Source organism: Rhodococcus shunpengi, from assembly GCF_048381395.1.
Classification (GTDB): domain Bacteria; phylum Actinomycetota; class Actinomycetes; order Mycobacteriales; family Mycobacteriaceae; genus Rhodococcus.
This window is the reverse complement of sequence record NZ_JBLWIU010000025.1, coordinates 164,104-176,404: the sequence shown is the minus strand read 5'-3', so window position 1 is coordinate 176,404 and position 12,301 is coordinate 164,104. Positions and strand designations below refer to the sequence as shown.

Sequence of the window (12,301 nt, the reverse complement as noted above, 5' to 3'; positions counted from 1 at the left end):
AACCGACCGTCGCCGGGTCGATCGATACCGAGGGGGGTCAGCCGCGGCGGCGTTTGGCGCGCGCGGCGAACTCGTCGAGCACCCGCACCACGTCCTTGGCCTGCCAGATGCGATTGCGGCGCCCCTCGGTGATCTGCGTCAGGATCCCCGCATCCACCAACCGGTCGATGGCGATCTGCGCGTTGGCGCCGGTCACCGACAAGGCCGCCGCGGCCGAGCGGTTGTCGATCACCGGCTGGCGTAGCAGCACGTCCACGAGCCGGTGCACCGCCGAATCGCGCCGCGCCGTCACCCGGGACCGCCACAGCTCGCGCACCGCCTCGAGATCGGCGACGAGGGTGCGGCCGTTGGCGACCGCCGCGAACGACGCATCGACGATCGAGTGCACGATCGGCCCGAGATCCCCGGCGCGGTAGGCGCCGAGCGCATCGAAGTACTGCCCGGTGTTGTGCAGCAGGCCTGCGGAGACCGGCACGGCGACACTGCGGGTGAGTTGCCCGCCGCGCAGCATCGCCTGGATCAGCGCGCGGCCCACCCGGCCGTTGCCGTCCGGGAACGGGTGGATGGTCTCGAACTGCGCGTGCGCGACCGCGATCTGCGCGACCACCGGCAGATCCACCCGGTTGGCGAAGACCACCAGGTCGTCGATCAGCTCGGGCACCCGCTCGTGGTGCGGGGGCACGAACTGCGCGGTGTGCGGGCCCAGACTGCCCCCGCCGATCCACACCTGCTGGGTGCGCCACCGGCCGGCGATCGCCGGATCGTCGTGCTCGAGCAGCGCGTGGTGCATCCGCAGGATCGCGGCGGCGTCGATCGCGTCGGACAGCTCGAGCGCCGCGCGCATCGCCCGCACGTTGCCGACGATCAGGCGGGCGTTGCGGGAGGCGTGTTCGCCGAGTTCGGCGAGCGCGATCTGCCGCGCCCCGCTGGAGAGGTTCTCGATCTCCGAGCTCGACGCGCTCTCGGTGCGCAGCAGGATGGAGGCGAACGGGGCGGTGATGTGCCCGACCTCGACGTCGAAACGGGTCAGTTCCGTCGCGGCTTCCTCGGTGAGGGCCTGCAGTTCGCCGTCGAGCGGGACCGGACGGTGGGCGATGAGTGGGGGGACCGCGGCGCGGTAGGGGCCGGTGGTCAGGCGCTTCTCGCGCCGCGAGCCGTAGGCATCGCTGCTCACCCACGGGTGCTGTTCGTAGGTGACCGCGGGCCAGCCGGACTCGACGTCAACCGATGCCATCCCCGGACCATACCATCGGATAATCGATGATCCGATGGTATGACTCGGGTGAGGGTTCGGTTCGCGCCGGTGTACACCGCCGGAACCGGGGGGTTGGGGCCTCGGGTGGTTCGGACGTATGGTGCAAGGCCATGGCACTACCGACCTTCGACATCGACACGCCCATGGCCTATCACGTTGCGCAGCACAACATCCTGCAGAGACTCGACGCCGGCGACGACGCCGGGACCGTGCGGGAGGAATGGCGGCAGGCCATCGAGCGCATCATCGACAACCACCTCGCCGGCCACGACGCGCTGAACTTCGTGACCGCTCCCGCGCTCGGCCCGGTCGACTAGACCCAGCGCACCCCGAGAACGGGACGCCGCCGTCGACGAGTACGGCGTCCCGTCCACCCTCTACGGTCGGCGTCGCGGCGGGATCCCGTGCGCCGAGAACCGGCGCGCCTCCGCGGCGGCGACCGCCCACTCCGGGTCTCCGGGTAGCGCACCCATCGGATCCCGTTCCGCGCACGGCACACTCGCATCGGCGGGCAGCACCGCGCGCTGCAACGCCGGTACGATCCCCAACGGCCGATGGGTGGCCGGGACCAGGCGGCCGACCCACCGACGATCGCGGGCCGTCATGTCGTGCCGCAGGCTCTCCATCAACGCCGCCACGGTTCCCGACGGCACCTCCGTCAACCACGAGCCGAGCCGGCCGATCACCGCGCCCGGCAATCCGGCGACGGTGACCTGAGCGCGCGGCATGCCGGTGATCTGCCCGTAGCGGCGGAGCAACTCGGGATAGCGCAGCGACTGTCCGCAGCCCACATCGAACGAGTCCGTGGGAGTGTCCGCGACGGCCGCCCCGAGCACCGCGGCGACCAGGTCGACGACCGCGATCGGCTCGACCCGCGACTCCATCCAATCGGGCACCACGGTGACGGGCAGACGCCCACCGAGCTGGCCGAGCACCTCGAAGCTCGTCGACCCCGAGCCGAGCACCATCCCGGCCCGCAGCGTGATCACCGTGCGGCGCGATCGGGACAGTTCCCGCTCGACCTCCCAGCGCGAGAGCAGATGCTCGGACAGCTCGTCCGGCGCACACTCGGGGACAAAGCCGGAGACGTAGACGACGCGCGTCACCTGCGAGGCATCGACCGCGCGCCGCACGGTGCGGGCCGCCGCCAGGTCGAGGTCGCGGAAGTGCGCCGAGCGCATCCCGTGCACGAGATAGACCACGACGTCGACATCGTCGAGCGCCGGTGGGAGAGTGTGCGCGTCGGTGACGTCCACCCGCGCGGTCTCGACCCGGTCGTGCCACCAGAAGCGTCGCAAGGCCTTCGGGTTCCGGGCGGCGGCGCGCACGGTGCAGCCGGTAGCGAGGAAGGTGGGGACGACCCGGCTGCCGACATAGCCGGAGGCGCCGATCACGAGAACTCTCATGCGCTGCCCCGTCCCTTGTCGCCTTCGGGAGGGATGCACGCGCGGGACCGTCGCGAAACATCAGGAGTGGTTCCCATCACCAGAAATAGTGTTACCGTTGGTCACAAATACAGTGGCCGGTATCGAAGGAGGCCTCCCATGTCGATGCTGCGCGGCAGCCCACTGCGACATCGGATCCTGTTCGTCCTCGCCGTCCCCCTCGGCGCCGGACTGCTGTCCGCACTCGGACACCTCGTCCAGCGCCGCCACGGCCGGCCCACCTCCGTCTCCGAATCCCTCTTCGCCATCGCCAGCAGCCTGCGGCGCCGCACGCTGTTCACCCGACCCCCCGGCGACCACCCACCGGCCCCCGAGACGCCAGGACAACCATGACCACCCACACCGTCACCAACGGGCCCGTCCGACTCCACGTCGCCGAGGAAGGCAACCCGCACGGCCCGACCCTCGTCCTCGTCCACGGCTGGCCCGACACCCACGCCCTGTGGGACCGCGTCGCGCCCCTGCTCGCCGACGACTTCCGCATCCTGCGCTACGACAACCGCGGCGCCGGCGCCTCCACCGTCCCTCCCGAGGTGGCGCACTACCGGCTCGATCACCTCGCCGCCGACCTGCACGCCGTCATCGACGCCCTCGCCCCGAACGAACCGGTCCACCTGCTCGGCCACGACTGGGGCGCGGTGCTGTGCTGGGAAGCGGTGTGCGAACCCGACGCCGGCGATCGCATCGCCTCCTACACCTCGATCTCCGGCCCCAATCTCGACCATCTCGGCCTGTGGATGCGCCGTCGTCTGCGTCGGATGCGCCCACTCGGCCCCGCCGAACAGGCTCTCGCCTCCGCCTACACCCTCGCCTTCCAGATCCCCGGTCTGCCGAATCCGGTGCTGCGCGGCAGGCTCGCCCGCCACTGGCCGGCCTTCGTCGGCTTCTTCGACCGCACCGACCCTGCTGCGATCGCACCGGTCGCCCCGACCCTCGCCGACGACATGGTGCACGGACTGTCCCTGTACCGGGCGAACATCCGTGCGCGGCTCGCCCGACCCCGCGAGCGGCGCACGGACGTCCCGGTCCAGCTGATCCAGAACCTGCGCGACCGTGCGGTACGCCCCGTGAGCTACGAGGACACCTCCCGCTGGGTCACCGACCTGCGCATCCACCCGCTCGACGCCGGGCACTGGTCGCCGCGTTCCCATCCCCGCGACGTCGCCGACGCCACCGCCCGGTTCGTGCAGCAGATCGAAGCGGCGCGCACCTGACCGCCGGCTCGACGAGTCGTGACCTCAACCGGACCACTCCGCGCGCGGCACCGACTCCACCGGCGGATCGTCGTGCACCGGTAGCCGACGCGGACCCGGACCCTGCTGCCCGAGCACATCCCCGGGATTCGCGAGCGGACACGACGCCAAACTCAGACACCCGCAGCCGATGCACTCGGTGAAACTGTCCCGCAACGCGGTGAGATCCTCGATGCGGCGGGTCAGCCGGTCGTGCCACGCCCGCGACAACCGCGCCCAGTCCTCCGTCGTCGGCACACGACTGTCCGGCAACGAATCGAACGCCTCCTTGATCTCGTCCAGCGACACCCCGACGCCCTGCGCGACCTTGATGAACGCGACCTTGCGCAGCGTGTCGCGACGATAACGCCGCTGATTGCCCGAGGTGCGGCGACTGGTGATCAGACCACGCGACTCGTAGTAGTGCAGCGCCGAGACCGCCACCCCGGAACGGTCCGCCAACTGGCCGGGTGTCAGCCATATCGCAGGGTTCATCGGCCCCCTCCTCGCCCCGCAGACATCGTGATCGGGTTGTGCTGCACAGTACCGGCCATCGGAGGCACCGAGCACCCGGATCGCGTGAGCAGCCGGGGTCAGAACGACGGCGGCCCGAACTCGGCAGCGACCTCCGGCGCATCCATCCGCAACATGTCGTACGCGGTGTGTGCCAGCGTCCGCACCGACTTCGGATACGGCCGCTCGAACCGCTCGCAGACCCGGGCGGTCGCCAACGCCGCCTCGAACCGCCACTTACGCGAGCCGCTCACGAACGTCCGGGCCTGGAACAGATAACTCGATGCGGGGATCGTCACGCCGACCACCGTAGAACCTCCGACCCGCACAACGGGGGAGCGGCACCCCGCGCGCCACGCCGATCCCGCCCGTCCCGACCACATTCCTAAGGGAGTGTTAGGAACCGCCACAGACCCTTCCGCAACCGCTGTGACCCGAACCACTGTGGGGAGCGCACAGATCCACGCAGCGAAAGGAGTCCCGGGTGAGCACCACCTCGACGGGCGAACGCCGAGTCATCGGCAACGTGTTGAAAGGCTCGGTCGGCAACCTGATCGAGTGGTACGACTGGTACGTCTACGCCGCGTTCAGCGTGTACTTCGCGAAAGAATTCTTCCCCGAAGGCGACCCCACCGCCCAACTGCTGTCCACCGCAGCGATCTTCGCCGTGGGATTCCTCATGCGACCGATCGGCGGCTGGATCATGGGCCGCTACGCCGACCGGCACGGACGGCGCTCGGCGCTGACCCTGTCGGTCACCGTCATGGCCGTCGGCTCCCTCATCGTCGCCGTCACCCCCGCCTACGCGACCATCGGACTCGCCGCACCTCTTCTTCTCGTCCTCGCCCGCATGATGCAGGGACTGTCCGTCGGTGGTGAATACGCCACCAGCGCCACCTATCTCGCCGAAGTCGCCTCACCCGGACGCCGCGGGTTCTACTCGAGCTTCCAGTACGTCACCCTCGTCGCCGGCCAGCTCATCGCCCTCGGCGTCCAGATCGTCCTGCAGCTCACCCTCTCCGCCGAGGCCATGCAGGCGTGGGGCTGGCGCATCCCGTTCGTCATCGGCGCCGTCGCCGCCGTCGCCGTGATGTGGCTGCGCCGCACCATGGACGAATCCGAAGCGTTCACCGAGGAAGTCGCGGCCAAGAGCGCCGCCGACCTCCCGGAGGGCAAGCCCGAGCAGGGCGGCATCCGGATGCTGCTGCAGTACCCCCGCGAATGCCTGCTGGTGTGCGCGCTGACCCTCGGCGGCTGCGTGGCGTTCTACACCTACACCACCTACATGCAGAAATACATGATCAACACCTCCGGCATCTCCAAGGACACCGTCGCCTGGATCAACTTCGCTGCCCTGCTGGTGTTCATCGTCCTGCAGCCCATCGGTGGTGCCCTGTCGGACCGCATCGGCCGGCGCAAACTGCTCATCTTCTTCGGGGTCGGCGGCACCGTGCTCACCATCCCGCTGATGACCGTGCTCGGCAACACCACGAACCCGCTGATCGCGTTCGGGTTGATGATGCTCGGCCTGACCGTCGTCACCGGCTACACCTCGGTCAACGCCATCGTGAAGACCGAACTGTTCCCCACCAAGGTCCGCGCGCTCGGCGTCGGCCTGCCCTACGCGCTGACCCTCGCGATCTTCGGCGGTACCGTCGAAACCGTCGCGCTCGCCCTCAAGCGCGCCGGCCACGAATCGCTATTCTTCTACTACGTGACCGGCTGCATCGCCATCTCGCTCGTCGTGTACTTCTTCATGCGGGAGACCTCCGACGGCTCACCCCTGGACCGCACGAGCACCCACACCGACACCCCCGACGAGCACGCCGACCTGGCCACCTCACGACACTGACCGAAAGGCAACCACGTGCAGATCGCGGTGGTCGAGGACGACGACGGAGTCGGCGACGCCCTCGTCGAAGCCCTCACCTCCCACGGCCACCGGCCGATCCGCATGCGGCGCGGCGCCGACCTGCTCCTCGGCCACCGAGACCTCGACGTCGTCATCCTCGACCTCGGCCTGCCCGACGCCGACGGCCTGCAGGTGCTCCGGCAACTGCGGGCCGTCAGCGACGTCCCCGTCGTGATCCTCACCGCGCGCGGCGACGAACGCTCGGTGGTGCGCGGCCTGCGCGGCGGTGCCGACGACTACCTCGTCAAACCGGCCCGCCTGGCCGAACTGCTCGCCCGCGTGGACGTCGTCACCCAACGGCGCCGCGCGCTGTCCGAGGCCTCCCGCATCGTCCGGGCCGGCGACGTGGTCGTCGACCTCGACGCCCGCGAAGTCGAGGTGGGCGGCGAACCGGTCACCCTCACCCCGAAGGAATTCGACCTGCTCGCCGTCCTCGTCGCCCGACCCGGCGCCGCGGTCAGCCGCCAACAACTCATGGACGCCGTGTGGGGCGACGCCTACGTGGCGATCTCCCGGTCGCTCGACGTGCACATGACCGGGCTGCGCGCGAAACTCGCCCGCCCCGGACTCATCTCCACCATCCGCGGCTACGGCTACCGGTGGGGCAGCTGACATGCGCCGGCGAGTCCTGGCGGTGCTGCTCGTCTTCGCGACCGTCGCCGTCGTCGCCTTCGCCGTACCGCTCGCCCTCGCCACCAGCGCCGGCCGCACCGCCGTCCTGGGAGCGAACCGGGAAGCCGACGCCCACCACTTCGCCACCCTCGCCGTCCAGATGCGCGCCCCCGGCAGCACCGCCCTGCTCGACGAGGAGGTGACCCGCTACCACCGGCTCTACGACGAAGGCGTGCTGATCGTCGACGCGCGCGGCGCACCCCGCGCGAGTGCGGACCTGACCCCGACCGACCCCGGTGTGCCGGAGGCGATCACCGCCGGTCTGCGCAACCAGAAACAGGGCATAGGCGGTCCGCTGACCCCGTGGTCCCCGCAGCGGGTCCTGCTCGCCGTGCCGGTGGGCACCGGCGCCCAGGTCGAAGGAGCCGTCGTCGTCGACGTGTCCACCGACGCCGCCCGCCACGACATCCGCACCTCGTGGCTGCTCATCGTCACCGGGGCGGCAGCGGCCCTTGCGCTCGTCACGATCCTCGCGATCGCCCTGTCGCGGTGGACGGTCCGCCCGCTCACCGCGCTCACCGCGCGGGTCGCGGCGCTCACCGACAGCGTCCCGGCGCTGTATCCACGCTCACGGACCGGCGACGCCACCGTCTCGGTCCGGTATCACGGTCCACCGGAGGCACGGGAACTCACACAGGCCTTCGACACCATGTCCGAGGCCGTCCGCACGTCCACCCGCGCCCAGAAGCAACTCATCGCCGACACCGCGCACCAACTCCGGAACCCGCTCGCCGCCCTGCACATCCGGCTCGACTCCCTCGAACCGCACGTCGCCGCCGCCGGCGCGGAGACCTACCGGCGGACGGCCGTCGAAGTCGACCGGCTCGGCGGCATCCTCGACGGTCTGCTCGCCCTCGCCACCGCAGAATCACCCATCGACACCACGGACACCGAAGGGCACGACGGGTGCGATGTCGGTGTCGTCGTCGCCGACCGTGTGGACGCCTGGTCCGATGCCCTGGCCGAGACCGGCATGACCGTCACCGTGGACGAACCATCCGAACAGCGCCTGCACGCCTGCTTCTCCGCCGACCACCTCGCCCAGGTGCTCGACGTGCTGCTCAGCAACGCGAGCAAGTACGCCCGCGCGGCCACCGGGGTCCGCATCACCACCCGACACCACGGCGGGATGATCCGGATCCGCGTCGAGGACGACGGCGCTGGAGTCGCACCTGACGAGCTCGGCGCCCTCACCTCCCGGTTCTTCCGCGGGTCCGGAGCCGACGGGCCCGGCACCGGCCTCGGGCTGTCCATCGCAGTCGCGCTCGTCGAGAGCGGCGGCGGCACCCTCGACCTCGCCGCAGCCGTTCCGCACGGACTCGCCGTCACCCTGACACTGCCCGCCGACTCCCGCGCGGAGGCATCATGATCACCCGCCGTGATCTCCTGCGGTCCGTCGCGTTGCTGGCGGTGGGCGGAGCCGTCGCCGGCTGCACGCGCACCGGTGAGCGTGAGGAACTGATCCTGGCGGCAGGGGAGGAGGGCGGGTTCTTCTGGGGGTTCGCGGAACTCACCGCCGCCGCCGCCGACCGGGCGGGTCTTCCCATCGCGGTCGTGCCGGAACGCACCCCGGGATCGGTCACCAATCTCGCCGCGCTGACGGCAGGGGACGCGGAGCTGGCGCTGACCCTCACCGACGTCGCGGTGCGTGCCCACGACGAGGGCGCGCAGTTCACGGCGATCGGGCGGGTCTACGAGAATTACATGCAGTTGGCCGTGCGCGCAGACTCGCCGATCCGTGAGATCGCCCAGCTTCGGGGCGCACGGATCAGCCTCGGCGCTCCCGGATCGGGTGCCGAATTCACCGGCGAACGCATCCTCGACGTCGCCGGGCTCGCCGAGCCGGGAACCGTCACCCGCGTGCACCTGTCGATGGCCGACGCCGGTCGCGCGCTGGTGGACGGCGAGATCGACGCCGTCCTGTGGGCGGGCGGTGTTCCCACCCCGTCGTTCGCGAACGTGGGTGTGCCGCTGCGGCTGATCGATCTGTCCGTGCTCCTCGAACCGCTGCGGGCGCGATTCGGTCCGCGTTACGAACCGGTCCTCATCCAGCCCGGCACGTACGGGCAGCCGGACGCCGTCGCCACCATCGGCTTGGGCAATCTGCTGCTCGCCGGCGCCTCGGTGTCGGACGAGGCCGCCGCTGCGCTGGTCGATCTGCTCGTCGACCACGCCTCCGAACTCGTGCCGGCCCAGGCCACCGGCAGCCAGTTCCTCGACCGGCAATCGCTGATCGTCACCGCCGATGTCCCGCTGCATCCGGGAGCGGTGGCCGCGTACCGGCGCCATCACGGCTGACGAGACGGGCGGGCAGGGGAGAAGGACCCCGAATTGTGCCGTCCCAAGGGCAGATAGTCGGGTGGAAGGCATCCGCTGGTGTCGTGGGGATGCGGTGCGGAGATCGGGCTCGCCCTCGAGGTTCGAGGAGATCGGGACCGGATCGGCTGTGCAGGGGACATGCGCGGGGCACAATGGAACCGTTCACTTCTGTGTACGTGAAATTTGTTGATTACCAACATGATTCATGGATAACGGTGATTATCCATCAAATGTGGAAGAGGCGAGAAGGGGTGATCGGTGGTCGCGGCACCCCGGGGGACGGGATGATCTCACACCACCAGCATGCGCATCGTCCGCGCGATCCAGTGCGCACAACATGCACGCGACGACGACACGGTGCTGTCGCAACGCCGCATCGGCGAACCGTGAGTCGTTGCAGTGTGCGCGTCGCTGCAGCATGGCACCGATGCATGAGCAGCCGAACGCGCGTCGAGCGGATCGGCGGCTCGATCCGGTACGGGCGCCGGCGGGTTACGGCGGCGGGGTTCGGTCCGGAGGCGAGCCGGCCTCGGGTCGGAGGCCGGGTGACAGGTGGGACCCATCGCATCGATCCGGGTCGAACCAGGGAGCTCCGAATGTCTCGAACGCCCTTGCCGCACCTAGCCGGAGGAGGTCCGATTTCACTCTAGTTAACATAATGTAGATTATCGGCAATTCGATACACACCGCGACCTGGGGTTCCGCGCTGATAATCCGAGGTTCCGACGGGCGTCCGGATTCTTGTCTCTGCGGCGTCGTTGCGTGCACTGCCTCGCATTGTGCGACATGTCGTCTATCGCGAGTTGTTCCCTTGCATCCCGCGGCATGCGAACAATCCCGCACCGACTCGCTCCCGGCATCCGAACTGCCATGCATCTGCCGTGGCCGGCCCGCGCCGACCCGATCCACGGCCTGTGGTCCGCCCGAGGCTGCCGCCTCGCGCCCGTCTGCCGCTTCGGGCGCCCGAGGTGACCTTCCGGGCCTGCCGCCCTCGTCCCCTGCTCGTCCGCTCAACCGCCGTCAAAACGTCACAGTGACGTTTCCATATGGGCTCCGCGGTCCTGCGGTGAACGTGAATCTGCGCCGATTCCATCGGCGCGGTAGTGACGACGCGATCCGGGAGGTCGACGGTGACGCAATTACGGCTCCTGCGCTTCTGGGTGGTCTTCGTGATCACCATCGTCCCGTTCGATCCCCGGGGTATCGCGGTCGTCCTGACTCTTCTGCGGGTCGCGTTCCGTCGGGTCGATGGCGTGGACTCCCCTTCTCCCCTCCGGGCGACCGGCCCTAAAACGTCACTGTGACGTATTGATTGCGGTGCACGGGAACTCGGTTCACCGGTGTCACGACGGTCGCCGCAACCGCCGCAACTGTGCGGACAGATAGTCCCGGGCACGACGATGGCCACCGACCCGGACGAGTTCGTCGGCGAGTTCCTCGAGCAGTCGCGTCAGCAGCTTCTCGTCGGGCGTCCAGCCGTCGCGCTGCCGGCACCGGTCGAGCCATTCGACCGGCGCGACGTGTCCGCGGTCGGCGTTGCAACGTCGGCACGCGGCGACCTCGTTGGCGGTGATGCTCGGCCCGCCCTTCAGCCGCGGCACCAGATGATCGGTGGTCGGGGTGATCAACCGCCCGAACTCCCGTCCGCACCACAGGCACCGCCCCTCCTGACGGTCGAGTGCGAGCGAGAGTCGGGTGACGCGGTCCATCCTCCGATCGTGGCCCATCGGCGCCGCCGGGGTCGCCGATGGGTCCGATCCGGTGTGCCGACGAGTGACTCAGGGGCGTGCTTCGAGGACGAGATTGAAGGGAGTTTCGGTGGCGCGCCGGAAGGTGCCGAAGCCGGCTTCGGCGGCGACGTCCGCGAGCCGCCGCTCCCCGGCCTGCGCGCCGAGCCCGAGTGCGACCGGCTGGTCGAGCGACGACGGGGTGCACAACACCGTCGACGCGGCGTAGTACATCCGGCCGACCGGATTGAGGTTCTCGGACAGGCTGTCGCGGGCGAACGGTTCGACGAGCATCACCGTGCCGTCGTCGGCGAGCGCGCCGCGCGCGTACCGCAGTGCGCCGACGGGATCGCCCATGTCGTGCAGGCAGTCGAAATAGCAGATCAGGTCGTAGTCGGATCCGGGGAAATCCACGGCCGAAGCGACCTCGAAGGTGGCGTTGTCGACACCCTCCTCCGCGGCCAGTTCGCGGGCTCGTGCGATGGACCCGTCGTGGTAGTCGAAGCCGCGGATGGTGGACTGCGGGAATGCTTGCGCGAGCAGGGTTGTGGAGACGCCGTGGCCGCAGCCGATGTCGGCGACGGTGGCGCCGGCACGCAGTTTGTCGACGACCCCGTCGAGGGTGGGCAGCCACACGTCGACGAGGTTGGCGCGGTAGCCGGGGCGGAAGAACTGTTCGGTGCCGACGAACAGTTCGGGATCGTGTTCGTGCCAGCCGAAACCCTCTCCGTTGCGGATGCGTTCGGTGATGCGCAGCCGGTCCTTGTAGACCGAACTGATCAGGTGGAGGCCGCCGGCGAGGTAGACCGGGCTGTCCTCGCGGGCGAGTGCCATGGCGTGTTCCGGGGACAGTGTGAAGGTGTCGTTGTCCGGCTCGTAGGTCAGATATCCGCTTGCTACCTGTGCGGAGAGCCATTCGCGTAGATAGCGTTCGCGGAGGCCGGTGCGGGCCGCGAGTTGTTCGCTGGTGGTCGGGCCGGATTCGTCGAGGGCTCGCCACAGGCCCAGATCGACACCGATCAGGACCAGGGCGCCGTTCATGGCCGCGCCCATGTCGACGACGAGTTGTCCGAGGGTCTGTTCGAGTCGTGCTTGGTCGGGTTCTTGTATCTCCGTGGTCATCACGCACCTCCTGGCGATGGGAGTACTCGCTCACGGTAGGTCGCGTGGCCGGTTCCTCGGCGTCGGCTCGGGTTCGATCGGGTGTCGATCCGGGTGGTGGTGCG

13 protein-coding genes are annotated in these 12,301 nt (G+C 69.5%); 7 read left to right on the top strand and 6 right to left on the bottom strand.

Features of this window, described 5'->3' with window-relative positions; translation table 11 throughout:
- Positions 1-37: 37 nt before the first annotated feature.
- A complete protein-coding gene (locus ACNJ7K_RS15610; RefSeq protein ID WP_487041885.1) occupies positions 38-1,234 on the bottom strand; it encodes a Fic family protein in 1,197 nt (398 codons plus the stop codon).
- 131 nt (positions 1,235-1,365) lie between these two features.
- Between ACNJ7K_RS15610 and ACNJ7K_RS15605 the strand changes: the two genes are divergently transcribed.
- Positions 1,366-1,572, top strand: coding sequence for a hypothetical protein (locus tag ACNJ7K_RS15605; RefSeq protein WP_487041884.1), 207 nt, complete (start codon positions 1,366-1,368; stop codon positions 1,570-1,572).
- Positions 1,573-1,632: 60 nt separating this feature from the next.
- On the opposite strand, the gene ACNJ7K_RS15600 is transcribed toward ACNJ7K_RS15605, so the two are convergent.
- Positions 1,633-2,661, bottom strand: coding sequence for an NAD(P)H-binding protein (locus ACNJ7K_RS15600; RefSeq protein WP_487041883.1), 1,029 nt, complete (start codon positions 2,659-2,661; stop codon positions 1,633-1,635).
- Positions 2,662-2,799: 138 nt separating this feature from the next.
- On the opposite strand from ACNJ7K_RS15600, the gene ACNJ7K_RS15595 reads away from it, so the two are divergent.
- Together ACNJ7K_RS15595 and ACNJ7K_RS15590 are read left to right on the top strand one after the other, a co-directional pair.
- Complete coding sequence (locus ACNJ7K_RS15595; protein ID WP_016696411.1) at positions 2,800-3,033, top strand: hypothetical protein; 234 nt, start codon at positions 2,800-2,802, stop codon at positions 3,031-3,033.
- Entirely contained in the window at positions 3,030-3,914 is an 885-nt protein-coding gene (locus ACNJ7K_RS15590; RefSeq protein ID WP_487041882.1) for an alpha/beta fold hydrolase, read from the top strand. The genes ACNJ7K_RS15595 and ACNJ7K_RS15590 overlap by 4 nt, the downstream gene beginning before the upstream one ends.
- A gap of 24 nt (positions 3,915-3,938) precedes the next feature.
- Here the strand turns inward: ACNJ7K_RS15590 and soxR are convergent, their stop codons facing one another.
- Complete coding sequence (gene soxR, locus ACNJ7K_RS15585; RefSeq protein ID WP_159418163.1) at positions 3,939-4,427, bottom strand: redox-sensitive transcriptional activator SoxR; 489 nt, start codon at positions 4,425-4,427, stop codon at positions 3,939-3,941.
- Between the two features lie 98 nt (positions 4,428-4,525).
- On the bottom strand, positions 4,526-4,744 hold the full coding sequence (locus ACNJ7K_RS15580) for a hypothetical protein (protein ID WP_231912079.1): 219 nt from the start codon (positions 4,742-4,744) through the stop codon (positions 4,526-4,528).
- 185 nt (positions 4,745-4,929) lie between these two features.
- On the opposite strand from ACNJ7K_RS15580, the gene ACNJ7K_RS15575 reads away from it, so the two are divergent.
- From ACNJ7K_RS15575 to ACNJ7K_RS15560, 4 genes are read left to right on the top strand one after another with little or no spacing between them, the layout of a single operon-like run.
- Positions 4,930-6,297, top strand: a complete 1,368-nt coding sequence (locus tag ACNJ7K_RS15575) for an MFS transporter (RefSeq protein WP_487041881.1) — start codon at positions 4,930-4,932, stop codon at positions 6,295-6,297.
- 15 nt (positions 6,298-6,312) lie between these two features.
- The gene (locus ACNJ7K_RS15570; RefSeq protein WP_268653753.1) at positions 6,313-6,969 is read left to right on the top strand and encodes a response regulator transcription factor; all 657 of its coding nucleotides are present in this window, start codon (positions 6,313-6,315) and stop codon (positions 6,967-6,969) included.
- A 1-nt stretch (position 6,970) separates the two neighbouring features.
- Positions 6,971-8,398: a sensor histidine kinase gene (locus tag ACNJ7K_RS15565; protein ID WP_487041880.1), complete on the top strand. Its 1,428-nt coding sequence runs from the start codon at positions 6,971-6,973 to the stop codon at positions 8,396-8,398.
- Complete coding sequence (locus ACNJ7K_RS15560) at positions 8,395-9,327, top strand: TAXI family TRAP transporter solute-binding subunit (RefSeq protein ID WP_487041879.1); 933 nt, start codon at positions 8,395-8,397, stop codon at positions 9,325-9,327. Before ACNJ7K_RS15565 ends, ACNJ7K_RS15560 begins: the two co-directional genes overlap by 4 nt.
- Positions 9,328-10,691: 1,364 nt before the next feature.
- Here the strand turns inward: ACNJ7K_RS15560 and ACNJ7K_RS15555 are convergent.
- Together ACNJ7K_RS15555 and ACNJ7K_RS15550 are read right to left on the bottom strand one after the other, a co-directional pair.
- Positions 10,692-11,057: an HNH endonuclease gene (locus tag ACNJ7K_RS15555; RefSeq protein ID WP_120282900.1), complete on the bottom strand. Its 366-nt coding sequence runs from the start codon at positions 11,055-11,057 to the stop codon at positions 10,692-10,694.
- A 69-nt stretch (positions 11,058-11,126) separates the two neighbouring features.
- Positions 11,127-12,197: a class I SAM-dependent methyltransferase gene (locus tag ACNJ7K_RS15550; RefSeq protein WP_159418168.1), complete on the bottom strand. Its 1,071-nt coding sequence runs from the start codon at positions 12,195-12,197 to the stop codon at positions 11,127-11,129.
- Between the last annotated feature and the right edge of the window lie 104 nt (positions 12,198-12,301).

Excerpts from the sequence above, each read along its gene's own strand:
- ACNJ7K_RS15565 (WP_487041880.1), top strand. The coding sequence starts at position 6,971 with ATGCGCCGGCGAGTCCTGGCGGTGCTGCTCGTCTTCGCGACCGTCGCC.
- ACNJ7K_RS15595 (WP_016696411.1), top strand. The coding sequence starts at position 2,800 with ATGTCGATGCTGCGCGGCAGCCCACTGCGACATCGGATCCTGTTCGTC.
- ACNJ7K_RS15560 (WP_487041879.1), top strand. The coding sequence starts at position 8,395 with ATGATCACCCGCCGTGATCTCCTGCGGTCCGTCGCGTTGCTGGCGGTG.
- ACNJ7K_RS15590 (WP_487041882.1), top strand. The coding sequence starts at position 3,030 with ATGACCACCCACACCGTCACCAACGGGCCCGTCCGACTCCACGTCGCC.
- ACNJ7K_RS15610 (WP_487041885.1), bottom strand. The coding sequence starts at position 1,234 with ATGGCATCGGTTGACGTCGAGTCCGGCTGGCCCGCGGTCACCTACGAA.
- ACNJ7K_RS15555 (WP_120282900.1), bottom strand. The coding sequence starts at position 11,057 with ATGGACCGCGTCACCCGACTCTCGCTCGCACTCGACCGTCAGGAGGGG.
- soxR (WP_159418163.1), bottom strand. The coding sequence starts at position 4,427 with ATGAACCCTGCGATATGGCTGACACCCGGCCAGTTGGCGGACCGTTCC.
- ACNJ7K_RS15550 (WP_159418168.1), bottom strand. The coding sequence starts at position 12,197 with ATGACCACGGAGATACAAGAACCCGACCAAGCACGACTCGAACAGACC.
- ACNJ7K_RS15605 (WP_487041884.1), top strand. The coding sequence starts at position 1,366 with ATGGCACTACCGACCTTCGACATCGACACGCCCATGGCCTATCACGTT.
- ACNJ7K_RS15600 (WP_487041883.1), bottom strand. The coding sequence starts at position 2,661 with ATGAGAGTTCTCGTGATCGGCGCCTCCGGCTATGTCGGCAGCCGGGTC.